Genomic DNA, 22,862 nt, shown 5'->3' with positions numbered 1-22,862 from the left:
CGCCAACCGACTCTCGTACAAAGATCTTGAGTAGAGAGGTTTAGATAATTTATCATTACAGAAGAAACACCGAATAACTCACTATATTTAGCCCATTTTTTAGAGGAAAATTCAGATGAATGGCCCAATATTAAGCCTTGATCGCACTGATTTAAAAATTTTGGATATTCTTCAAACAGATGGGCGTATTTCTAACAGTAAATTAGCCGAACTTGTGAATTTATCTCCAACTGCTGTGATGGCCCGAGTTCAAAAGCTGACAAAAGATGATTTCATTTTGGGTTATGAAGCAAAATTAAATCCAGTCAAATTAAATGCAAATTTTTTGGTGTTTGTTGAAGTATTACTAGATAAAACCACACCTAATGTTCTAGATGAGTTTATTGATGCTGTGGTTCACTATCCGGAAATTGTTGAATGTCATATGGTGAGTGGAGGGTTTGATTTTTTAATTAAATTACGAAGTGGCAGTATGGAAGAATTTAGACGTATTGCGGGGCAGGTGCTATGGCAGTTACCGGGCGTGAAAGAAACTCGGAGTTATCCAGTAATGCAGGTAGTCAAAGATACTTCAAAAATTAAAATTAAAACCAAAAATAAATAAAGGGGCTAAAGCCCCTTTATTTATTTCAATGATTTATACGCTTTCTTTGTAGAGTTTATCTGCTTCTTCAAAGCGTCCAGTTACAGTCGTATTTGGCGCTTTAGTTAAAAGACTCACTACAATGATGCTGATAAATGCAAGGATAAAGCCAGGAATGATTTCGTAAACACCTGTGCTTGCGAAAAGATTTTTCCAACCAATAACCACAACTGCACCAACGATCATACCAGCTAATGCACCTTGTAAATTCATACGTTTCCAGAACAATGACAAGATGATAAGCGGACCAAACGCTGCGCCGAAACCAGCCCATGCATAAGCAACAAGACCAAGAACCTTGCTATCAGGGTTGCCTGCAAGAATAATTGCAAGAACAGCAATAACAAGAACCATGACACGGCCAACCCATACAAGTTCTTTTTGAGATGCATTTTTACGAAGGAAACCTTTGTATAAATCTTCAGTTAAAGCACTTGAACATACTAAAAGTTGACAGCTTAGCGTACTCATAACAGCAGCTAAAATTGCAGCCAAAATGATACCCACAATCCATGGATTGAATAAAATTTTAGTCAATTCCATAAATACAGTTTCAGGGTTTTTGCTTACAACTGCTGCTAATTCAGGATGTTGCTCGAAATAAGCAATACCGAAGAAACCAGCACCGACAGCACCACCTAAACACAAGATCATCCAAGTCATACCAATACGACGAGCAGCAGGAATAGATTTTACTGAGTCAGCTGCCATGAAACGTACAAGGATGTGTGGTTGACCAAAGTAACCAAGACCCCAAGCCATGGAGGATAAAACTGCTACCACACCAAAATCTGAGATGAGATTAAATGCATGCGGGCGTGCAGTTTCAATGAGGGTAACAAAATGAGTTGTGTCCCCGATCGCAAGGTAAGTCACGATTGGTGTTAAAATCAGGGCAAAAATCATCAATCCAGCTTGGAATGTATCAGTCCAGCTAATTGCTAAGAATCCACCGATACAAACATAACTGATGGTTGCAATAGCACTGAGCCAAATAGCTGTGTTGTAAGACATGCCGAATAGATTTTCAAATAAACGGGCACCCGCTACCATGCCTGAAGCACAGTAAATAGCGAAGAAAACCAAGATGATAACGGCAGAGAAAATACGAAGTACTTTTTTCTGGTCATCAAAACGGCTTGTAAAATAATCTGGCAAAGTTAATGCATTGTTTTGAATTTCAGTATGAACGCGTAATCGACCAGCAACCAGTAGCCAGTTAAGCCAAGCACCGATAATAAGACCAATTGCAATCCACGCTTCAGATAAACCAGAAAGATAAATTGCTCCTGGTAAACCCATGAGTAGCCAACCACTCATGTCTGATGCGCCTGCGGATAACGCAGTAACGAAACTGCCTAAACTACGACCACCGAGAATATAATCTGAGAAGTCGCTTGTAGCACGGTAGGCAAATAAGCCAATAAGTACCATTGCTACGATGTACACCATAAACATGATGAGGGTGGGATCAAAATAACTCATGATGGATGTGTGTCCTTATATCCATAATCCGTGATTGTAACCTAATCCAGGTCGCTGTTTTCTTGTACGGCATTCAAGAGGTTGAGATTCAACCACAAAAGATTTTTTTTGCTCTGTTATTTTTATATTATACTTTTGTATCTTTGTGTAATTTGAAATAAGTGATTTTTTTAAGAGGAAAATTATAATATTAATCATTAACTTATAATTTTTTAATATTTATTTTTTTAAGATTTTGTGGAAAATAAAAATATTTTTAAAAAAATAACTCTAAATTTAGTTACAACGGACTTTGGGGATAAAGTTTTATTGAGCAAAATTAGAACAATGTTAAAAAATTTTATCTAAAAAATAGTAATTTTTATTCAAATTAAATTTATTTAGTCCTTAAAAATAGCAATTAATTGGTTAAATTCTCAAAAAGTTCATGCATTCCTTGAGTCGCTGACATCTTTAATAATTCGTATTGTTGAGGAACACGTCCATGATCTGCTTTGGGATCTATATAGTAAGCTTTACATTGAGCTGCAATTTCATGCACTAAACCCGCAACCGGATAAACGCTTAATGTAGAGCCGATTACAATAAAAATATCTGCACTTTGCACGACTGTAATGGCTTCTTCATAAGCAGGTACAGCTTCACCAAACCAAACAACATGTGGGCGAAGGGGATAACCATCTGGACACAGGTCATGTTCTAAATCTAATTTCCAACCGTTAATGTCATAAAACTGAGTTGTAAATTGTGCATTTGGGCCAGAACTTTTTGCTAAACGAATGTTTCCATGCAAATGTAAAACTTTGGTACTTCCAGCACGTTCATGTAAATCATCAATGTTTTGAGTAATAACTTGTACGTCAAAATAGTCTTGTAACTTTGCAATATATTGATGAGCTGAATTGGGTTGAGATTCTAAAATATTTTTACGTCGTTCATTGTAAAAGCGTTGAACTAGAGCAGGGTTCTTTTGCCATGCTTCAGGTGTGGCAACTTGTTGGATGTCGTAATTTTCCCATAGACCATTACTGTCACGAAAAGTGCTAATTCCACTTTCGGCACTCATGCCAGCGCCAGAGAATAAAACAAGCTTTGTCATAGAGGTCACCGATTCGTAAAACTGAATTTGAATAGATAAAGAAAAAACCAGTTTAAGACTAAACTGGTTTTTATTAAATATGAAAAGCTTTAGCTATCTTTTATAAGCCAGCTTCATATTCTGCATTTGTTAAAAGTTTTTCAACATCTGCAATGCTGTCTGGTTTGATTTTATAAATCCAACCTTTACCATATGGATCGTCATTTACAAAATCAGGATCATCTTCAAGGTCAGTATTTACTTCTACTACAGTGCCTGAAACAGGAGCATGGATATCAGAGGCAGTTTTTACTGATTCAACCACACCAGCTTGTTCGCCAGCAGTAACTTTACTCCCAACTTCTGGAGTTTCAACGTAAACCAAATCGCCAAGTTCATCTTGTGCATGATCGGTAATCCCTGTAATAACAAGATCACCCTCAATCTTTACCCACTCATGTGTACGTGCATACTTCAGTTCTGAAGGATGATTCATGGTAACTCCTTAAGCTTGTGTCCAATAGTTTTAAAAATTATAAGTATGGGTCTTTACGCCAGTTGCTCGGACTGCGGCCGCTCCAGCGTTTAAAAGCACGGCTAAAGTTTGCAACATCCGAATAGCCAAGTTCATCAGCAATTTGTTCAAGACTATAATCTGTACGTGAAAGTAAAGATGTTGCATGTCGATAACGTACTTCATCAACTAACGTTGAAAATGATGTTCCTTCTGCTGCTAATTGACGTTTGAGCGTTCGATCAGACATATGTAGACATTCAGCTACATTTTCGATGCTTAAATAATGTTGTTCAGAATTACTTAAAATATCACGAACTCGCATTGCTAAACGACGGCGTTCACCTAAAGCGGATAGTTCAGCTTCGCACTGATTAATAGCAACTTGACTTGCGATAGGGTCAGCATTAACCAATTTAATTCCTAAATATTTTTTATCAAAACTTGAAATTAAATGAGGTTGGTTAAAGCGAATTGTGCTGCTTAGCTTATTTCTATATTTGTCAAAACCTTCTGGTTCTGGGAAATCTAAATCTACATCACCAGCTAAATCTTCAATACCAGTAATCGCTTTGGCCATGCTCATGATACCAATGGTTAAACCTAAAACGATTTCTGTACGTAAAGGTTCAAGTTCAATATCACACTGTAATTGTAAGGTTGCTTTAGGCCCAAAAGTTGAAAAATATAATTGTAAAAAGGGTAAGCGTAGCTGAATAAAGCGAGCCGCAAGAGCAATTGCTTCAGTAATATCTTTGGCTGTCATAATTGCATAGCCAATGAAGCCATGAATTGAAATACGCATTTGAGTACCAAGATGGTAACCCAACGTAGTTTCGCCAGTTAAATTAAGAGCGTGTTTTACTAGTTCATTTGCTACTGGTGTAGAAATACGATAGTCAGGGTCAGCCAGTTGCTCGCTGGTAAGATGAAATGGAGCAAATAATGTTTCGTCGTTGTATCCCCAACGTGAAACAACATCTAATAGCAATAAGCCATAGACACCCGGAATACCCTGATCTTGACGAGCTGAGGTAATTTTCATATGCGTTCCATTGCTCTCATCAATTTTTCACATGCATTTCTTACACATCTTGTCATGAAATATAATCTGAGTTTATAAAAACTGTTAGACAATCATATCAACCATTTTTAAACATTTTTTTTAAAGACAACAATTTTTGTTGTTGAAATAAGTAAAACATCCCCGTGTTGATTTAAGGCTTGAGTAACGTAACTAACAATACCACGATCTAATTTTGTTTTGGATGGTGTGATAGCTGAAATTTCAGCTTCAACATGAATTCTGTCGCCAGGTCGAGTGGGGCGTGGCCATCGTAGACTAGATTCGGAACCTATGAGGCCGCCATGAATTGGCATGCATTCTGTCCATAAACGCATAGTGATGGCTGACGTATGCCAACCACTTGCAGCAATCCCCTGAAAAATAGGGTCATGCTTAGCTTGCTCTTCATCTGTGTGAAATATTTGAGGGTCATAGGAGTTTGCAAATTTTTTGATTTCATCTAAGGTGATTTCATATTCACGGCTGATGAAACGATCACCAATTTTCAAATCTTCTAAATAAAGCATTAATCTTGACCCTGTAAAACTTTTTGTTCAAACAGGAAGCCGCCTGTTTGGCGTTTCCATAATTGTGCATATATTCCATTTTGAGCAATTAACTCTTCGTGTGTTCCTTGCTCAGCAATTCGACCTTCATCAAGAACAATTAAACGGTCCATTTGTGCAATAGTAGATAATCGGTGTGCAATTGCAATAACCGTTTTATCAACCATAAGGTCATTTAAACTAGATTGAATTGCTGCTTCAACTTCTGAATCTAGTGCACTGGTCGCTTCATCTAAAATGAGAATAGGAGCATCTTTTAAGAATACACGTGCGATAGCAATACGTTGTCTTTGACCGCCAGAAAGTTTTACACCACGTTCACCAACTTGGGCGTGATATCCATTACGACCTTTTAAATCAACCAATTGAGGTATAAATTCGGCTGCTTTGGCTTTATTTACAGCATTCTCCATCTCGGCATCAGATGCATCTGGACGGCCATATTTAATATTTTCAGCCACTGAGCGATGTAATAAAGACGTATCTTGGGTTACTAAGGCAATATTCGCTCTTAGACTATCTTGAGTCACATTTTCAATATTTTGCCCATCAATTAAAATTTCACCGTCTTTAAGATGATAAAAATGTAAAAGTAGTTGGATTAGAGTGGATTTACCTGCACCTGAACGCCCAACAATACCAATCTTTTCGCCTGCTTTAATATGTAAATTGAAATGATCAATTACATTTTTATTGTTATAAGCAAAACTCACATCTTTGAATACAATTTCACCTTTGGCAACTTCAAGAGTTTTTGCATCTGCTTTGTCTTGAATATTGATTTTTTTACCTAATGTTTGCATACCATCTTGAATAGTTCCAACATTTTCAAATAACGCGGACATATGCCACATCATAAATTCAGCCATACTATTAAGCTTTAAAATCATGGCAGTAGTCGCTGCAATGACACCTAATGCTGCTAAACCTTGAGTCCATAGCCAAACTGAAGTGCCAATAACGCCAATAAATAAAACAGCTGATAGCATGTTGATACTTATTTCAAAAAGAGTACCTAAACGCATCTGAGCATAGACTGTTGTCATAAACTCTTTCATTGATGCTTTGGCATATTGGCTCTCACGTCCTGCATGAGCAAACAATTTAACAGTTTGAATATTGGTGTAAGCATCGGTAATGCGGCCAGTCATCACTGCTCTGGCATCAGCTTGTTGCTGTGAAACTTTACTTAAACGAGGAATAAAGAACCATGCACTTAAGAGAAATAAAGCTAACCAAACTAAAAGTGGTATTAACAAAATAGGAGAAATAGCCCCAAGGACAATGCTAACCGTAATAAAGTAAATAGCGACATAAGCCAACATGTCACCCAAAATAATCCAGAATTCACGGATTGCCAGAGCCGTTTGCATAACTTTTGCGGAAAGCCTTCCAGCAAAGTCATTATGGAAAAAATCTAAGCTTTGTTTTAATAAAAGATTATGGAACCGCCAACGCAAACGCATTGGAAAAGTACTATATAAAATCTGGTGTTTAATAATAGATTGAATATTTACGAAGAAGATATTGGCAAATAAAACACCAATTAAAAGCAATAGATCAGTTGCATGTTGACTTAAAAAACTTTCAGGATGACTTTTACTTAACCAATCTACGAGTTGTCCAATCTTTGAAAAAAGTAAGGCTTCAAAGCTTGCAGCACCTGCTGTAAACAGAATAAGTAATAATAAGTAAGGGCGTAAGCCTTCTGTCGCTTGCCAAATAAATGGAAAAAAACGAGTTGGTAAAGGTTCATCCAGACCTTTTGTTGGGTAGGGATCTACAAGTTTTTCAAACCACTTCAGCATGAATTACTACCTTTAAGACAAAAGCCACTTAATTAAATCTTTGCAATTAAATTTACAAGAAAGTCAGTCAGATCAATATCACTTAGTTTTCGATCTTTTGAGTATGTGTAAATACACAGAACTGATTACGTTGTACGTCATTCATTTGTACATGACGTAAAATTTGGATACCTGAAGAAATCTTCAAGAATGTCGCGAGGACTTAAAAAATTATGATTTATTATATCGGGATTAATAGATAAAGTGGTGAAGGAATTTATTCTTTAAGTATTTTTTCTTAATATTTTGAACATTTGTTAAATTAATATTTTTAACCCAAATCAAAAAAGGCCCTTAGATTTGCATCATAAAGGCCCTTGTATGCATTACCACATCAAATCATCAGGAATAACATACGCTGCATAAGGATCTTCTTCATCAGTGGCTTGTTCATTTTTCTCAGCATTATTCATTAAAATGAAACCTTGCATTTTTTGATCGATTTTTTCAGCTAAAGCTTTTGGCAAATAAGCGTATTGATCTTGATCTTTAGCAATCACTAAGCTACCGCTAACAAGTGCATTATATACTTGCTGAGAAATGTATACCTTCTTGATCTTACCCTCATCAATAAATTGATAAACACTATCACCATCAGTATTTGAAATTTTATGATGTTTAATCATTTGAATGATTGATGCTTTGAGGGCTTTTTCCTCAAGTTGTTGTTGTTTTTCTAAGTTTAAAGCCTGATCTTTAGCTAACTTTTCTTGTTGAGCTTTTTCAATATTCGCTTTGATTGCTGGTTCATCACTTTGACCGATACGTTGCTCATGGTGAGCTTGTTTTGTTAGTTTTTTTGCTTTTTTATTATCCACTAACCCAGCTTTTAGTAGCTGTGCTTGTAAGGCATTTTTAACCATGACTTAATCCTTATGTGAAGTTGAAGGGCTATAGAGATAAACTACCCAGTAAGAAATACTCAAGACTAAGCTTAAAGTTGCTGGCAATAAAAATGCTTGTAACTTTAAATACGGATGTACGAGCGCGGCGAGTATCCCACCAAATAGAAAACCTGTAAAAATAAGTAAGTGTAAAACAATACGTCGGTTTTCTACTGGTAAGCCTCTAGCTTTATATCCAAGTGCTAAACCAATATCTGTTAAAACACCAGATAGATGGGTAGTTCGAATAATGGTTCCTTTATAATGGCTTACCATTGCATTTTGTAAGCCCATCGCTGTACAAGCCCATAATAATCCATAGCGTGGAAAATAAGGAAGTAATAGCCAACAAAGAAAAATGAATAAGGCAACCAGACTCAAAGGTAGTCCATAGCGACGACCTAATCGAAAATGGCTGCTGCCTAAAATAAAACCACTATAAAATGAACCGCAAACATAACAAATAATTACCAGAACCAAGAAAATGATATGTTCTGGCTGCCACTCTACCAAACTCATAGCTAGCATACTAACGTTGCCAGTCATATGTGAAATAGATTGATGCAAAAGGGTAATTAACCCTAATACATTAATCATTCCGGCATTGAATGCCAGTAAAAAGGCTCCGAGTTGGAACCAGTTTGGTAGACGTTGAAATGGCATGTGTTTATGAAGCTTGTTTAGAGCGAATATCTACAGCTGCGGTAAATAAAACATCCGTAGAAGAGTTAAGCGCTGTTTCTGTAGAGTCTTGTAATACACTAATAATCATACCAATAGCCACGACTTGCATAGCAATTTCAGTTGAAATACCAAATAGACTACAAGCTACTGGAATCAGAAGTAAAGAACCACCTGCTACACCAGAAGCACCACATGCTGAAACTGTAGCAACAACTGATAAAATAAGCATTGTTGCAAAATCAACATGAATTCCAAGCGTATGTACAGTTGCTAGCGTAAGTACAGTAATTGTTACTGCTGCACCCGCCATATTAATTGTGGCACCTAATGGAATGGACACACTTGCTGTAGATGGATTAACACCTAAGCGTTCTGCTAAATCTAAGTTAACTGGAATGTTGGCTGCTGAACTTCGTGTGAAAAAAGCAGTAATCCCACTTTCTTTAAGACACTTAAACACAAGAGGGTACGGATTCCCGCGTATGGTAAGTGCAACAAGAATTGGATTGATAACTAAAGCAACAAAGAACATCGTACCCAATAGGACTATTAATAATTGTGCGTAACTTTCAAGAGTCGCGAGGCCAGCGTCAGCAAAAGTTACTGCAACCAAACCGAAAATACCAACAGGTGCAAAAGCAATTACTTTATGAATAATAGCGCTGACAGCATGAGCAACATCTTGCATTACTTCTTTAGTGGTGTCTGAGCTATGGCGCATAGCCAAACCTAAGCCAATTGCCCAAGCTAAAATACCGATAAAGTTTGCTTCACTGATTGCTTGAACAGGGTTTGCAATAAAGCTCAAAAGCAGATTTTTTAAAATATCGGCTAAACTTCCTGGGGCTTGCAAATCATTGTGCGAAACAGTGTTAAGGAACAAAGTGCTAGGAAAAGAAAGACTAACAATCACAGCTGTGAAAGCAGCAAGCAACATACCGACTACATATAAAATCAAGATTGGACGTAAATTTGCACTATGACCCACTTGGAAGTTGGCGATAGAGGAAAGTACCAATACAAAAACTAAAATAGGGGCAACCGATTTTAAGGCTTTAATAAAAAGCTCACCAAATAAACTTAAATAAGGCGTAACGTTTGGAAATAATAATGCAACGCCAATACCTAAAATAATGGCGATAATAATCTTAGTGACTAAGCTTAATCGAGAAAAGAATGCAAGCATATAAAGGCCTTATTAACCTAATCATGGCTAAAGGTTGAACAAGCGGAGTATTTTATACTTAAGTTAAGTGAATCTTAAGCTTTTTTATGCTAACTAGATTTTTTTATAGTGATTGGTAATATTAAACCATTGTTTTAATTTTATTTATTATTGGAATTTAACTTTTTACGTTAATTGTTTTGCTTGTTAATTGTTCGTCAGAAAAAGAGTTATATCAAATAATTATCAAATCGCAGAGAAATGAATAGATGAAATAATAAAGGGGATCAGTGAGACTTTGGAAAAGCTACGCGAATTTTCAAAACTCTGTGCTTGGACTAAACTCTAAGCTTTCAAGCTGAAAAATCGCATATTTCAGGAAATTACTAATATTATTATAAATTTATAGTTTAAAGATATTATTTACTTGCACAGTACAGTTGGTGAAGCGTATTTAAAATTGAATGCATATTGTCGTCCTTAATAGAATAAAAAATTTGCTTACCATCACGACGAGTTGATACAACGTCACTTTTACGTAGCATCATAAGTTGTTGTGAAAGAGTGGGCTGTGTAATTTGGGTCTTCTCTTCAATTTGTGAGACATTTAGCTCTTCATAAGCTAAATGACATAAAATTAATAAACGATCTGTATTCGCCAAAGATTTGAGAATTCCAACGACTGAATCAGCCGCATTTTTCATTTCTTCAATTTGGAGTCCATCTTTCATACTTTATACCTATATCAATATAGCGGGCATAGTATAGATTGATCTTGCACAAATGAATGTAGCAAAACTAATCAATCCAATTGTTTTTGTTGAAAAGCAATATAAGGGGAACTGATAAATAAGTAGTATTTTTAATTAAAAACAGTTGTTTGTAGTTCTTTTGTGTCTAAAGTGTTGCATTGTGTTATAAGTTTAATTGTTAAGTATAAGTGAATTGAAGCTAATATGAAATAACTGCTATTTCACTCTGATAAATAGTTAAATCTAATTTATCTTTAAATGAATCATAAAAAATGATTGAGTTTTTATTTTTTAAATATATAATCTGTTTTGTACAGACAGGTCTGTATATTTTGGTTCGGTAGGGTCGAAAAAAACGTCTAATTTTGAACCAAAATGACTTTCAGACGCAGCGTGATAGATAAGAAGAACATTAATATAAGAAGAAGAACATCACGCTTTATTTTTAAGCGGCTCTTTCAAAGTCGATTAACTTTTCAACTCGATTCCAATAATCATAAATTTTTATTGAACCATGTTCGACCTGAGCTTGAATGGTCATACCTTCCAATATATTAACGAGTAGTAAAGATAAAGGACCAGGTTCTTTTACATCATATTGATTAAGAAGATTTTGCATAAGTTGAGTCAACCAAGCTTTATACAATGTAGCAGGTTGGTGTGTTGACGGATACTGTTTTAAAACTTCTTCCAAAGCTTTTTGAAACATACAGCCATTAAAATCTTCACTATTAAACCAGTCGGAATACCATAAGAATACTGCTTTAATTCTCGCGAGAGGGTCTAACTCATCATGTTGTGATAAGGCAGAAGTCAGAGAGTTTTGTAAAAGCGTATTCCGTAGAAGTAGGCATTCTTCAATTAATTTTTCTTTTGATGGAAAATGCTTATAGAAAGTCATTTTTGCAACGCCAGATTCATTAATGATGCGATCTACCCCTATAGAATTATAGCTATACGAGTTAAAAAGTCTTAATGCGGTGTTAATAATGTCATCTTTTTTCGACATATTTTTTAGCCTCTCACAAATGAATTGCTATTCGCTTGAACTGTGATCTGTATTAATGAGAATCTGGATCTTTAATTTTACAAGGTATTGTTTGTTATTGATAGAAAAAAGATATTATTTTTTTAAACGGTCTCGTTTAAATTTTAAGGAAAAAGTAAGTAAGAGGTATGCTATTTCTCTAATAATAAGGTTTTCTATTTTTAATTTTGATTTCAAAATTTCTTACGCTTAATAACTTTAATTACGCGCTATTTAAGGATTTGCAGGTAAATTTAATGAGTAATAATCGAGTTTATTTTGAGTTGGGTTGTTAATTTAAAAAGTAGACTTTTCCACGGTCATGTAAAAGTCTACTTTTATTAAGATGTTTACTCTGCAGGAGGTAAAAGCATCAGAATAGATTCATTTAACAAGTGAGCAACGTTTTCTAGCGTTTCATCATTATCAAATTGGCTATCGAAAGCTAGACTTTCTCCATTAGCAATTGCTTTTAATTTTTGCTCAAAGGACTCAGCTATAAATAGCGCTTCACCATTGCCCCAAAAGTTTAGGGTGCCGTTTTTTTCTGTATAGAGTAGGCGAGAGGCAGGCTCTAAAAGAACTTCGTAACCTTCGTGTAAAATTTCCTTCAAGTCATCGGCTTCGATTTCATCAGCCTCTGGAATATTATCCGGATATTTAGGTTCACTCATATAAGACATGATAGCGGCATCAAGTGTTGCCGAATCTTGTAATTGAGCTAATACTAAGTCTTTTAGGTGGCTAAGTTCAGAGGCATTAATTTCCCCAATTTGACTCATCTGTTTGCGCGTGATGTCGACAACAGGATTTTGCAATAAACTATTAGCTGAAAATTGATCACTAATACGTTCCATCATCCCTGCAACGTTTGGCATGCGAAAACCAAATGAGAACGTTAGGCAATCATCTTCAGCAACGCCATAATGTGCCATTCCAGGCGGAACATATAGCAAATCACCAGGTGCCAAAATTTCATCAAATTGCACATCTATTTCTGGCAATAGTTTTAATGGTTGATTTGGTACAAAGGCAGTATTTGCATCGCACATTTGTCCTAACTGCCAGCGACGATGTCCATGACCTTGAACTAGAAACACATCATAAAAATCAAAATGCTTTCCTACCGAACCACCTTTAGGGGCGTAAGAGACCATAATGTCATCACGGCGCCATTGAGGAATAAATGGAAATTTTTTCCAAAGTTCAGACAAATCAAATGAATAATGATCTACAGCTTGTACTAAAAGCGTCCATAGTTTTGGTAGCTTTTGAAAATCACCCTTGGTTAAAGGTGAAGACTTGACGTGCCATTCATTTGGATTTTTATCTTTTTGGCGAATGAGTCGGGCACTCGCATGTTCTTCCAAAGCAAGTTCTTGCACATCTTGGGGTTCTAAAAGACCGACAATTTCTGGCAACCCGTTACGTACCAGTAAAGGTTTTTTCTGCCAATATTCTGCTAAAAATTGTTCGGCAGTAATACCGCCTAAAACTGCTAAAGGTTCTGTCATGGAAATAACCTATTTATAAAAACATCTAAAATTAAGGAATTTGTAGACCAAGCTGCCTTAAGATATGGCAAAGTTGAATCATGGGTAACCCCATAAGTGTCGTCTGATCTAGGCCTGTCATTTTTTCGAACAAACTAATTCCTAAACTTTCACACTTAAAGCTACCAGCGCAATGGAGTGGTTGATCTAATGCAATATATCGTTCAATTTCAGCTTGAGTTAGGGTTCGGAATTTAACTTGATAATGTTCAACAAGCGTTTGCTCAAAATTCCCATCAAGCCATTGCACACTGAGTGCCGTACTAAAGAAGACAGTTCGACCTGAGTTTTCTGCTAACTGTATTTTGGCATTCTCAGTGGTCATTGGTTTACCAATAAAGTCGTTAGGAGCGTGTTCTCGCCATGCGACTTGATCGGAACCAATAATAATTGCATGTGGGTTTTGTGCAGCAACCACTTGAGCTTTTGTGAAAGCTAGCCTTTTCGCAAGTTCATCGGCATGGGTTTCATTGCGAGGGCTCTCATCAATATCAGGACTAATACAGATATAGTTAATCCCTAAGCGATCCATTAAGGCTTTACGCGTTTGACTGCTTGATGCCAAAATAATTTGTGCCTGAACCATTACACTGCAAATTCCATTAAAACATCTAAAGGCACATAGCTTAAAACAGCTTGGTGACATGCATGTATTTTGATAGGAGGTGCTTGACCTGCTTGATATGCTTCAACCCAACGGGTTACACAGATACACCAGAAATCACCGGGTTTTAGACCAGGGAAATCTACTTCTGGTAACGGGGTAATAAGATCATTACCTATTTTTTGTGAAAAATTTAAGAAATCAGAGGTCATTTGCGCACATACGGTATGCTGACCAAGGTCTGTTACTGCTGTGTGGCAGAAGCCATTTCTAAAATAGCCAGTAATAGGGTCGAAACAACAGCTTGCTAAAGGTTCCCCTAAAACATTTAAACGATTGATTTGTGGATCTGGATGAATAGACATAATGGATGAAATATCAAATGACTATCTCTATCATAATCAAAACTCAGGCTTTCTACAGCTTTTATGCAAAAAAACTAACCTTTTTTGATGTAATCATTTAAAATTGGCGCGTTTTTAAAATCATAAAGAGAGCTTTACATGAATTTTCAGCGTATGACTGACCTTAACTTAACAGGTAAACGCGTCCTTATTCGTGAAGATTTAAACGTTCCTGTCAAAAATGGTGTGATTACTAGTGATGCTCGCTTACGTGCAGCATTACCAACTATCAAGGCTGCTTTAGAAAAAGGCGCAGCAGTGATGGTGTTTTCACATCTAGGTCGTCCTGTTGAAGGTGAACCAAAGCCGGAACAATCACTTGCACCAGTCGCTGCTTATTTAACAGAAGTATTGGGTCAAGAAGTTAAATTGTTAACTGATTACCTAGAAGGCGTAGAAGTTGAAGCTGGTCAAGTTGTATTGCTTGAGAATGTACGCTTTAACCATGGCGAAAAGAAAAATAATCCAGAGCTTGCACAAAAATATGCTGCATTATGCGATGTATTTGTAATGGATGCATTTGGTACTGCTCACCGTGCAGAAGCGTCTACTGAAGGTGTTGCTCGCTTTGCTCCAGTTGCAGCAGCTGGCCCTTTATTGGCAGCTGAGTTAGATGCATTAGGCCGTGCAATGCAAACTCCTGAAAAACCAATGGTTGCAATTGTTGCAGGTTCTAAAGTTTCAACTAAACTTGATGTTTTAAACTCACTTTCTAGTATTTGTGATCAACTTATCGTTGGTGGTGGTATTGCAAATACATTCTTGGCAGCTGCTGGTTTCAATGTTGGTAAGTCACTATACGAAGCTGACTTGGTTGAAACTGCAAAACAAATTGCAGCTAAAGTAAGTGTTCCACTTCCTACAGATGTGGTAGTTGCGGATGCTTCGCAAATTAACTTTGAAGATTTCTTGGGTTCTTTAGCAGCAGCGCAAGCAGTTGTGAAGAAAGTAGAAGATGTAACATCAAATGACATGATTTTAGATGTTGGTCCGGAAACAGCTAAAGCATTTGCAAATATTTTAACAACGTCAAAAACGATTCTTTGGAATGGTCCTGTAGGCGTATTTGAAGTTGATCAGTTTGGTGAAGGTACGAAAGCACTTTCGCTTGCTGTTGCTGAATCTGCTGGTTTCTCTATTGCTGGTGGCGGAGATACTTTAGCTGCGATTGATAAATATAACGTTGCTGATCAAATCGGTTATATTTCTACAGGTGGTGGTGCCTTCCTTGAGTTTGTTGAAGGAAAGACTTTACCAGCAGTTGCGGTTTTACTTGAGCGCGCTTAATACTGTTATCTAAAAAGAAGAAGGGATTGGGTTGCCAGTCCCTTTTTTCATGGATAGGTCATTAAACTGTCATATATCTGCAATAAAATAGCGAGCATTAAATCACCAACTGTGGACAATAGTGATGAATTTAAAGCTTACATTTGCTGCCGTGTTAATTGTACCGATGATGTTGACTGCTTGTGCTAAGAAAGATGAAGCATCTCAGGCTGGACAAGAATCGGCAGCTTCTACTGCTGTTTCTGAAAAAGTAACGCCTGAGCAACAAGCAGCAATTGATGCAATTGATAAGCCAGTTTTAGATGAAAAGAATACTGATGTGGTTGAAGGTAGTGCATCCAGTGAGGCTGCTGCTTCAGAAACACATTAATTTGTTGTTTTTTGTTAAAAAATCCCTGCATTTGCGGGGATTTTTTTTGAAATACTGTGATTTGTTGCTGAATTGAAATAAATGAAAGGGTAGAATAACCCGCACTACCTGGGAGGATATTATGGCACTCATTTCAATGCGCCAGCTCTTGGATCACGCTGCTGAACATAACTACGGCGTACCAGCATTTAACGTAAATAACTTAGAACAAATGCGCGCAATCATGCTTGCCGCGGATGCAACCAATTCACCTGTAATTGTTCAAGCATCAGCTGGAGCTCGCAAATATGCAGGCGCTCCATTCTTACGCCATCTTATTTTGGCTGCAATTGAAGAATGGCCACATATTCCAGTGGTAATGCACCAAGATCATGGTACAAGCCCTGATATCTGTCAGCGTTCAATTCAGCTTGGCTTTAGCTCGGTGATGATGGATGGTTCATTAGGTGTAGACGGTAAAACACCTACATCTTATGAATACAACGTTGATGTAACTCGTAATGTTGTTGCTTTAGCACATGCATGTGGTGTTTCTGTTGAAGGTGAGATTGGCTGTCTAGGTAGCCTTGAAACTGGTATGGCTGGTGAAGAAGATGGTGTTGGCGCAGAAGGTGTGCTAGACCACTCACAACTTTTAACTTCTGTTGAAGAAGCGACTCAGTTCGTTGCTGATACAAATGTTGATGCACTAGCAATTGCAGTTGGTACTTCACACGGCGCTTATAAATTTACGCGTCCACCTACAGGCGATATTTTGGCAATTGACCGCATTAAAGAAATTCATGCGGCATTACCAAATACTCACCTTGTAATGCATGGTTCGAGTTCTGTTCCGCAAGAATGGTTAAAGGTAATCAATGAGTTTGGCGGTAATATTGGCGAAACTTATGGCGTACCTGTTGAGCAGCTTGTAGAGGCAATCAAACACGGTGTACGTAAAATCAACATTGATACTGATTTACGTTTAGCTTCAACAGGTGCGATTCGTCAATTTTTGGCAGAGAATCCATCTGAGTTTGATCCACGCAAATACTTTGCTAAAACCGTTGATACAATGAAGCAAATTTGTATCGATCGTTATGAAGCATTTGGTACAGCTGGAAATGCTGACAAGATTCGTCCAATTTCTTTAGAGAAAATGGTTGATCGTTATAAATAATTCCCGTTAGGGTTTAATTTAAAAAAACCGGTTATTTATAACCGGTTTTTTATTAAGTGAATTTTATTCATAAAAAAACCTGCGATGAACGCAGGTTTTAATGAAGACAAAAGACTTACTTTTGTAAGTTCTTTTTGTCTAGACTTGGATCTTTAATTTCTACATAAGCATTCGCACGCACTTCACGCAACCAACTGTCGATTTCAGTATTAAATTGACGTTCACCTAAAATTTGACGTGCCATACGCTCTTGATATTCATGAGTCATATCTTTTTCACGTTTTTCAGTTACTTGTAAAATGTGCCAACCGAATTGAGTTTGGAATGGTTCGCTGATTTCACCGACAGGAATTTCCTGCATTTTTTTGTCAAATTCAGGCACCATCATGCCAGGCGTCACCCAACCTAAACTGCCGCCATCACGCGCAGAGCCTGTGTCATTTGAGTAGGTCGCTGCAAGAGTTGCAAAATCATCGCCAGCTTTTAAGCGCTTATAGATGTTGTCAATAATTTGCTTGGCATTATCAAGGCTAACCACTTCAGACGGTTGAATAAGAATATGGCGAGTTTGATATTGAGGTACTAAAGCTTTTTGCTCATTTTGTTTGCGTTCAATAAGCTTTAAAACATGTACACCATCACGTACTGAAATTAAGTCGGTTGTTTGACCTTCTTGTAATGGGGTAATACGGGCTGCAAGCTCGGCAGGAATATCTGAAAGTGGGCGGAATCCCATGTCAGCCCCATCAACTTTTGCATTTGCAGTTGAAAGCTTTTTCAATACGTTTATATCATTACTTTGTGCAAGCTTTGAGCGTACCTCTTGAGCTACAGATTGAACTTCCTGCGGATTATCGCCAGTAATACGCATATGAATTACATGCGCTTGGTTGCCTAAAGCAGCCTGTCCCTGAGGTGATTTCAAGAAGTTTTCTACATCTTGGTCACTAATTTTAATACGAGACATAACTTGTTGTTGGCGCAAACGGCTAATCGCTAAATCCTCAGCGATTCGGCCACGTAAACTTTCATAAGTTCCTGGTGCCATAGCATCCAACTTTTGCTGGAAAGCTTCTAAACTTTTACTTCCAGATTGACTTGCTACTTTTAAGACTGCTTCATTTAAGCTTTTTTCATCAGGTTTGATGCCATATTTTTTAACTTGTTCAAGTTGTGCCTCACGCAAGATGAGTTGATCTAACACCTGAAATTGTAAATATTGCTGAGGTGGAACCTCTTTTTTTTGTGCTTGTAGTTCGTGAGCGGCTTCAGCCATCCCTTGTTGAAGATCACTTTTTAAAATTACGCTATTGTCCACAATTGCCACAACTTCATCAGCGGGTTGGGCAAAACTATGCATTGATGAAGAGATTAGGGCAGCAAGGGTAGTTGCTTTAAAAAACTGTTTAAGATGCTTTGTCTTCATTAACGTTGTGTCCAAGATTGATTAATTTTGTTAAAACCTAAAACGCGATTTTCAAGTAAAGACGCGAGTTTATTGTTTAAACCACCTAAACCTTTTAGCGTAATTTCGGCCATAATGGCACGTTTTTCACTAACATCTGGAGATTTTGGATCATCTAGATCGTTATAGTATGAGCGACCATAGACAGAAATGCCCCAGCAACATGACTCATAGTTAACCCCTAGTAATATCTCGCGGGCAACATCATTGTCCATGTCATATTGTACGTGGCCCATAATACGCCAATTATCTTTAACTGGTTGTATAAACGATGCAACAACCTGATCGTAAGTATCTTGACGTCCTGCAATGTCTTTACGGTAGAAATAGCCTAAGTTATATAGGTTTCCTTTATCTCCAGTATAATAAACTTGGAAATCACGCTGAGCATTGTCACCATTAGACATCCATGCTGAGTTGGCAGCAATGGTGAAGTTTTGGTTTAACTGGCTTGTTAAACTTACAACTGGACCAGTGTTACTTTCAGTATCAATCTCATCTTGTTGCTTTAATGTCACACGACGATCTTCAAAATAATAACTTTGACCAACACTTGCACGTAAACGCTCTAAGCCGACTGTGTCAAAAAGGCTATAGCTTACGCCAAGTGATAGAAAGTTGTTGTCTTCAAGACGGTCATGTCCGTAGAAGCGGTAAGGGTTAAATAATTGATCGTAACTTACTGATGCTGAAGTTGAGTCAAAATTTGGATAGTTGTCTTGGTTTTTGTATGGAGCATATGCATAAAACGCACGAGGGGTAAGTGTTTGTAGGTACTTGCCCTCACGTTCAAAATTCAGTCCAGTATCCAATGTGAATTGAGGTACAACGACTGATTTATTTTCAGAACCGCCATCCAGACCTTGAGATGCGATACTGTCCTTATCGTAGAATGTTTGAATAGAACGTACTGAAACTTCAGGGATTACAAATGCAGCTGGTGTGCGGTAGTTGTAGCGTGTTGCAAACTGGTTGTAGATACGTGTACCGCTACTTTCCTGAGCAGAATCATCATTAATTGATTTCTTGAAGTATGCAGTATCGTTATTAAATTCGTATTGTAAACCTAATGGATTACCCGTGACATAATTTAATAAGAATTGTGGCAAGCGTGCATAAGGCTTATCAACATCGGCAATGTCAGGATCAAGTGTCTGGAAATCTTCGACTTTAAGCTGAGCTTTTAAACCCGGAATACCGTGTTGATAGTTAAGTTCCCATGCTCTGCGTAAGTTTAGGTCTGTTTTAGAGTTAGGGCTGCTATCTAAATCTGAGAAATAGTCTTTATCTGAAGCATAGTTGTACTCTAGATTGGTCGACCATTGATCGTTGATATTCCAGTTATGTAAGAAATGGAAATCTTTACGATCTTTATCATCATATTCTTTGTCAGATGGCAACATGCCACCCCATATTTCACCCGCACCAAAGCCATCGGTTAAATATCTAAAGTCACCTTTTAACATTGCACCGCGGTCTGCTAAATAGCGCGGAGTAAGTGTCAGATCATAGTTAGGTGCAAGGTTTAAATAAACCGGAACAGAAAGCTCAACACCACCATCGTTTGAGAAACCAAACTGTGGATTAAGAATACCTGTAGTTCGGCGATCATCAATTGGGAAGTTAAAGTAGGGAATTGCTAGAACTGGAACATCTTTAACATATAGTTTTGTTCCGTGGGTTGTACCACGTCCAGTTTCCTGATTTAACTCAATTTTATTTGCTTGAATTTTCCAACCAGGTTTTTGACCCGGTGGACAAGTCGAGTAGGTCGCATCGTTAAGAACCATCACATTTGGTGATGTTCTTTCGATTTTCCCTGCGTGACCATGAGCATGTTGCTGTTCAGAAATATAAAAACTATTTTCTAAATTACCAGTCTGGTTTTTTAGGTTGTAATTAATTTCGTCACTCTGTGAAAGCAACCCACCTTGAGCGAGTTGTACTCGGCCTTGTGCGTGTGCAAAGGTTTGGGTCTTATCAATCGTAACCTTATCAGCACGAACTGTGCGTCCTTCCTGATCAATAACGACATCGCCTTCTAAAACCGAGTCGCCGGCAGGATTATAATGTCCATAATTAGCCGTAACGACAGAAGTCGTCTTATCGGCATCTACGGCTTTGGTCTGTGGGTTAATCGGTGTAACCCAAGTACCTTGGCAAAATGCCGAGCTTAAATATTTATTGTCACGAAGCTGGGCCTCAGGTGCAGATTTATCAACATAGTACTGTTGAAAGAATTCTTGACCCGGGTAGGCTTCTTTGATGCTCGCTTTAAGTTGATTATTGTCTATATTGGAGACAACATCAGCTGACTCAGCATAACTTGATTGTATGGAGCCACATAAGAGCGTAAAAATAGCTGTCGCTAAAGGATTAAATTTAAACTGATGCTTCATTGTCTCATTAACCAAGTATGCTAATTCACAATTAATTATTGTCGCATCATAGAGAAAAAGTTTATAAGTGGCTACACTTAACCCTTCAAAAATCTCAGCTTGTTTTAGATTTTATTGCAAATGAATACACAACGTGAACAATTGATATATACATGGCTTACATCTGTTCTTAAAAATGATCAATTTAAGATCGCTTTTTTAGCAGGTGATGCAAGCTTCCGACGTTATGCGCGTATCCAGTTACAAAATAAAACGTATATGCTTATGGATGCCCCTCCAGAAAAAGAAGACTGTGTTCCGTTTGTGACCATTGACGAATTTTTTGCAGGCCATGGTGTACGCGTACCGCAGATCGTCGCGAAAGATTTGGCTCAAGGTTTTCTGCTATTGGAAGATTTTGGTGATGTACTGTTGTCTACATTATTAAATGATGAAACAGTCGATAAATACTATGAACAAAGTTTTAAACAACTTATTCAATTGCAATCTATTGATGGGACTAACCAGTTTCCAGCTTATTCCTACGAAAAATTAATGTCGGAAATGCAGTTGCTCACAGACTGGATGTTGCCATCGCTTGCTATTCAGCCGACTGCTGAGCAGAAAAAAACGATTGATGATGCATTTGATTTCTTGGCTCGTGCCGCAGTAGCCCAACCACAAGTTATTGTACATCGAGATTTTCACAGTCGTAATCTGATGAAAATTGAAAATGAACTAGAGCTTGGGGTAATTGATTTTCAGGATGCTGTTATTGGGGCTGATACATATGACTTAATTTCGATTACTCGTGATGCATATGTTCAATGGAATGCTGAGCATGTTTATCAATGGTTTAGAACCTTTTATGACTTATTGCCTGAGTCTGCCAAACAGAACCGCAGTTTTGAGCAATTCAAGCGTGATGCAGATTTAATGGCTATTCAACGCCATATTAAAATTCTTGGCATTTTTGTTCGTTTGTTTGAGCGTGATGGTAAGTCTGGATACTTGAAAGACTTACCGCGAGTCATGTGGTATTTACTCGAAGAAAGTCGTGGTTACGCTGAACTTGAAGAATTTATGGTATTTATAAATAACGTAGTCATACCTAAATTTATCGAGAAATATGGTAGCTATGAGGTGGCAGCATAATGAAAGCAATGATTCTTGCTGCTGGCTTGGGTAATCGTATGCGTCCACTTACGCTATATACACCAAAGCCTCTGCTTGAGGTGGGCGGTAAGCCTCTAATTGTGTGGCATATTGAAAAACTTAAGAAAATTGGTGTAACTGAAATCGTCATCAATTCTGCATGGTTGGCAGATAAACTCATCGGTAGCTTAGGTGATGGTTCGCAATTTGGTGTGGATATCCGTTGGACACGAGAGGATGAGGGGCTAGAAACAGCTGGTGGAATTATTAATGCTTTGCCACTACTTGGAACAGATCCGTTTATTCTGGTGAATGGAGATGTATGGACCACAATGGATTTTGAAGTTTTACCCCATATTAAGTTAAATGATGATTTAGCACATCTTGTATTGGTTGATAACCCTAAACAGCATCCTGAAGGTGACTTTACATTATTGGATGGACGCGCTTTTACATTCGATCAAGATGTGACAGGTGAGAACCTCACTTTTAGTGGTGTATCTGTTATCCATCCTAAGCTTTTTGATGGATTGGAACCTGGTAAACGTCCTTTAGCTCCACTCTTGAAGCAAGCGATGCACAATCAAAAAATATCTGGTGAAAAGCTTAAAGGTGCATGGGTCGATGTGGGAACGCCTGAGCGTTTAATGGAGCTAGATTTGCAAATTCGTGAAGGCTTCTACGATTAAGTGTGTAATCCCTAATCGTTAACTAGTGTTCCACGATGCATAAATGGGTATACTTTGTTTTAAATTTTACTTAGATGTTATCTGTTT

22 protein-coding genes are annotated in these 22,862 nt (G+C 37.5%); 6 read left to right on the top strand and 16 right to left on the bottom strand.

What is annotated here, in order from left to right; translation table 11 throughout:
* The first annotated feature begins 115 nt into the window (after window positions 1–115).
* Window positions 116–604: an Lrp/AsnC ligand binding domain-containing protein gene (locus AOLE_RS11040; protein ID WP_005304655.1), complete on the top strand. Its 489-nt coding sequence runs from the start codon at window positions 116–118 to the stop codon at window positions 602–604.
* 33 nt (window positions 605–637) lie between these two features.
* Here AOLE_RS11040 and putP read toward each other — a convergent pair whose 3' ends face one another.
* From putP to AOLE_RS10970, 14 genes are all read right to left on the bottom strand, one after another.
* On the bottom strand, window positions 638–2,128 hold the full coding sequence (gene putP / locus AOLE_RS11035) for a sodium/proline symporter PutP (protein ID WP_005304658.1): 1,491 nt from the start codon (window positions 2,126–2,128) through the stop codon (window positions 638–640).
* Between the two features lie 400 nt (window positions 2,129–2,528).
* Window positions 2,529–3,236: an SIR2 family NAD-dependent protein deacylase gene (locus AOLE_RS11030; protein WP_081399158.1), complete on the bottom strand. Its 708-nt coding sequence runs from the start codon at window positions 3,234–3,236 to the stop codon at window positions 2,529–2,531.
* 91 nt (window positions 3,237–3,327) lie between these two features.
* The gene (gcvH, locus tag AOLE_RS11025; protein WP_013198102.1) at window positions 3,328–3,702 is read right to left on the bottom strand and encodes a glycine cleavage system protein GcvH; all 375 of its coding nucleotides are present in this window, start codon (window positions 3,700–3,702) and stop codon (window positions 3,328–3,330) included.
* A 37-nt stretch (window positions 3,703–3,739) separates the two neighbouring features.
* Window positions 3,740–4,765 (bottom strand): AraC family transcriptional regulator, encoded by a 1,026-nt coding sequence (locus AOLE_RS11020; RefSeq protein WP_004792780.1) that lies wholly within the window; start codon window positions 4,763–4,765, stop codon window positions 3,740–3,742.
* Between the two features lie 107 nt (window positions 4,766–4,872).
* A complete protein-coding gene (locus tag AOLE_RS11015) occupies window positions 4,873–5,313 on the bottom strand; it encodes a MaoC family dehydratase (protein WP_013198101.1) in 441 nt (146 codons plus the stop codon).
* Complete coding sequence (locus tag AOLE_RS11010; protein WP_013198100.1) at window positions 5,313–7,160, bottom strand: ABC transporter ATP-binding protein; 1,848 nt, start codon at window positions 7,158–7,160, stop codon at window positions 5,313–5,315. Before AOLE_RS11010 ends, AOLE_RS11015 begins: the two co-directional genes overlap by 1 nt.
* A 365-nt stretch (window positions 7,161–7,525) precedes the next feature.
* Window positions 7,526–8,062 (bottom strand): DUF2058 domain-containing protein, encoded by a 537-nt coding sequence (locus AOLE_RS11005; RefSeq protein WP_005304667.1) that lies wholly within the window; start codon window positions 8,060–8,062, stop codon window positions 7,526–7,528.
* Between the two features lie 3 nt (window positions 8,063–8,065).
* Entirely contained in the window at window positions 8,066–8,746 is a 681-nt protein-coding gene (locus AOLE_RS11000) for a YoaK family protein (RefSeq protein WP_013198099.1), read from the bottom strand.
* Window positions 8,747–8,750: 4 nt separating this feature from the next.
* Window positions 8,751–9,953: a serine/threonine transporter SstT gene (sstT, locus tag AOLE_RS10995; RefSeq protein WP_013198098.1), complete on the bottom strand. Its 1,203-nt coding sequence runs from the start codon at window positions 9,951–9,953 to the stop codon at window positions 8,751–8,753.
* A gap of 398 nt (window positions 9,954–10,351) precedes the next feature.
* Window positions 10,352–10,663, bottom strand: coding sequence for an ArsR/SmtB family transcription factor (locus AOLE_RS10990; RefSeq protein ID WP_002121379.1), 312 nt, complete (start codon window positions 10,661–10,663; stop codon window positions 10,352–10,354).
* A gap of 466 nt (window positions 10,664–11,129) precedes the next feature.
* Window positions 11,130–11,693 carry a TetR/AcrR family transcriptional regulator gene (locus tag AOLE_RS10985; protein ID WP_004792769.1) on the bottom strand — a complete coding sequence of 188 codons (564 nt, stop codon included), beginning with the start codon at window positions 11,691–11,693 and terminating at the stop codon, window positions 11,130–11,132.
* Window positions 11,694–12,061: 368 nt separating this feature from the next.
* The gene (locus AOLE_RS10980) at window positions 12,062–13,225 is read right to left on the bottom strand and encodes a ribosomal protein uL16 3-hydroxylase (protein WP_013198097.1); all 1,164 of its coding nucleotides are present in this window, start codon (window positions 13,223–13,225) and stop codon (window positions 12,062–12,064) included.
* Window positions 13,226–13,256: 31 nt separating this feature from the next.
* Window positions 13,257–13,850 (bottom strand): Maf family protein, encoded by a 594-nt coding sequence (locus tag AOLE_RS10975; protein ID WP_013198096.1) that lies wholly within the window; start codon window positions 13,848–13,850, stop codon window positions 13,257–13,259.
* Window positions 13,850–14,233 carry a DUF2237 family protein gene (locus AOLE_RS10970; RefSeq protein WP_003651438.1) on the bottom strand — a complete coding sequence of 128 codons (384 nt, stop codon included), beginning with the start codon at window positions 14,231–14,233 and terminating at the stop codon, window positions 13,850–13,852. The genes AOLE_RS10975 and AOLE_RS10970 overlap by 1 nt, the downstream gene beginning before the upstream one ends.
* Before the next feature lie 138 nt (window positions 14,234–14,371).
* On the opposite strand from AOLE_RS10970, the gene AOLE_RS10965 reads away from it, so the two are divergent.
* The 3 genes from AOLE_RS10965 (at window position 14,372) to fba (ending at window position 17,088) form a co-directional block, all read left to right on the top strand.
* Window positions 14,372–15,559, top strand: a complete 1,188-nt coding sequence (locus tag AOLE_RS10965) for a phosphoglycerate kinase (protein ID WP_013198095.1) — start codon at window positions 14,372–14,374, stop codon at window positions 15,557–15,559.
* A 124-nt stretch (window positions 15,560–15,683) separates the two neighbouring features.
* Entirely contained in the window at window positions 15,684–15,929 is a 246-nt protein-coding gene (locus AOLE_RS10960; RefSeq protein WP_013198094.1) for a hypothetical protein, read from the top strand.
* A 121-nt stretch (window positions 15,930–16,050) separates the two neighbouring features.
* Window positions 16,051–17,088, top strand: coding sequence for a class II fructose-bisphosphate aldolase (gene fba / locus AOLE_RS10955; RefSeq protein ID WP_005304678.1), 1,038 nt, complete (start codon window positions 16,051–16,053; stop codon window positions 17,086–17,088).
* A gap of 115 nt (window positions 17,089–17,203) precedes the next feature.
* Here fba and AOLE_RS10950 read toward each other — a convergent pair whose 3' ends face one another.
* Both AOLE_RS10950 and AOLE_RS10945 read right to left on the bottom strand, forming a co-directional pair.
* On the bottom strand, window positions 17,204–18,514 hold the full coding sequence (locus AOLE_RS10950; protein WP_013198093.1) for a peptidylprolyl isomerase: 1,311 nt from the start codon (window positions 18,512–18,514) through the stop codon (window positions 17,204–17,206).
* The gene (locus AOLE_RS10945; protein WP_013198092.1) at window positions 18,514–20,952 is read right to left on the bottom strand and encodes an LPS-assembly protein LptD; all 2,439 of its coding nucleotides are present in this window, start codon (window positions 20,950–20,952) and stop codon (window positions 18,514–18,516) included. Before AOLE_RS10945 ends, AOLE_RS10950 begins: the two co-directional genes overlap by 1 nt.
* A gap of 120 nt (window positions 20,953–21,072) precedes the next feature.
* On the opposite strand from AOLE_RS10945, the gene AOLE_RS10940 reads away from it, so the two are divergent.
* Both AOLE_RS10940 and murU read left to right on the top strand, forming a co-directional pair.
* Window positions 21,073–22,086, top strand: a complete 1,014-nt coding sequence (locus AOLE_RS10940; protein WP_013198091.1) for an aminoglycoside phosphotransferase family protein — start codon at window positions 21,073–21,075, stop codon at window positions 22,084–22,086.
* Window positions 22,086–22,775, top strand: a complete 690-nt coding sequence (gene murU / locus AOLE_RS10935) for an N-acetylmuramate alpha-1-phosphate uridylyltransferase MurU (RefSeq protein ID WP_013198090.1) — start codon at window positions 22,086–22,088, stop codon at window positions 22,773–22,775. Before AOLE_RS10940 ends, murU begins: the two co-directional genes overlap by 1 nt.
* Window positions 22,776–22,862: the final 87 nt, after the last annotated feature.

The sequence above is a fragment of the Acinetobacter oleivorans DR1 genome, assembly GCF_000196795.1.
Lineage (GTDB): Bacteria > Pseudomonadota > Gammaproteobacteria > Pseudomonadales > Moraxellaceae > Acinetobacter > Acinetobacter oleivorans.
The sequence above is the reverse complement of the archived record's forward strand: the minus strand, read 5'-3'. Positions and strand labels throughout refer to the sequence as shown.

Bases quoted from the DNA above. Each gene is read 5' to 3' on its own strand.
- AOLE_RS11040 (WP_005304655.1), top strand. From the start codon at position 116: ATGAATGGCCCAATATTAAGCCTTGATCGCACTGATTTAAAAATTTTG.
- putP (WP_005304658.1), bottom strand. From the start codon at position 2,128: ATGAGTTATTTTGATCCCACCCTCATCATGTTTATGGTGTACATCGTA.
- gcvH (WP_013198102.1), bottom strand. From the start codon at position 3,702: ATGAATCATCCTTCAGAACTGAAGTATGCACGTACACATGAGTGGGTA.
- AOLE_RS11020 (WP_004792780.1), bottom strand. From the start codon at position 4,765: ATGAAAATTACCTCAGCTCGTCAAGATCAGGGTATTCCGGGTGTCTAT.
- AOLE_RS11015 (WP_013198101.1), bottom strand. From the start codon at position 5,313: ATGCTTTATTTAGAAGATTTGAAAATTGGTGATCGTTTCATCAGCCGT.
- AOLE_RS11010 (WP_013198100.1), bottom strand. From the start codon at position 7,160: ATGCTGAAGTGGTTTGAAAAACTTGTAGATCCCTACCCAACAAAAGGT.
- AOLE_RS11005 (WP_005304667.1), bottom strand. From the start codon at position 8,062: ATGGTTAAAAATGCCTTACAAGCACAGCTACTAAAAGCTGGGTTAGTG.
- AOLE_RS11000 (WP_013198099.1), bottom strand. From the start codon at position 8,746: ATGCCATTTCAACGTCTACCAAACTGGTTCCAACTCGGAGCCTTTTTA.
- sstT (WP_013198098.1), bottom strand. From the start codon at position 9,953: ATGCTTGCATTCTTTTCTCGATTAAGCTTAGTCACTAAGATTATTATC.
- AOLE_RS10990 (WP_002121379.1), bottom strand. From the start codon at position 10,663: ATGAAAGATGGACTCCAAATTGAAGAAATGAAAAATGCGGCTGATTCA.
- AOLE_RS10985 (WP_004792769.1), bottom strand. From the start codon at position 11,693: ATGTCGAAAAAAGATGACATTATTAACACCGCATTAAGACTTTTTAAC.
- AOLE_RS10980 (WP_013198097.1), bottom strand. From the start codon at position 13,225: ATGACAGAACCTTTAGCAGTTTTAGGCGGTATTACTGCCGAACAATTT.
- AOLE_RS10975 (WP_013198096.1), bottom strand. From the start codon at position 13,850: ATGGTTCAGGCACAAATTATTTTGGCATCAAGCAGTCAAACGCGTAAA.
- AOLE_RS10970 (WP_003651438.1), bottom strand. From the start codon at position 14,233: ATGTCTATTCATCCAGATCCACAAATCAATCGTTTAAATGTTTTAGGG.
- AOLE_RS10965 (WP_013198095.1), top strand. From the start codon at position 14,372: ATGAATTTTCAGCGTATGACTGACCTTAACTTAACAGGTAAACGCGTC.
- AOLE_RS10960 (WP_013198094.1), top strand. From the start codon at position 15,684: ATGAATTTAAAGCTTACATTTGCTGCCGTGTTAATTGTACCGATGATG.
- fba (WP_005304678.1), top strand. From the start codon at position 16,051: ATGGCACTCATTTCAATGCGCCAGCTCTTGGATCACGCTGCTGAACAT.
- AOLE_RS10950 (WP_013198093.1), bottom strand. From the start codon at position 18,514: ATGAAGACAAAGCATCTTAAACAGTTTTTTAAAGCAACTACCCTTGCT.
- AOLE_RS10945 (WP_013198092.1), bottom strand. From the start codon at position 20,952: ATGAAGCATCAGTTTAAATTTAATCCTTTAGCGACAGCTATTTTTACG.
- AOLE_RS10940 (WP_013198091.1), top strand. From the start codon at position 21,073: ATGAATACACAACGTGAACAATTGATATATACATGGCTTACATCTGTT.
- murU (WP_013198090.1), top strand. From the start codon at position 22,086: ATGAAAGCAATGATTCTTGCTGCTGGCTTGGGTAATCGTATGCGTCCA.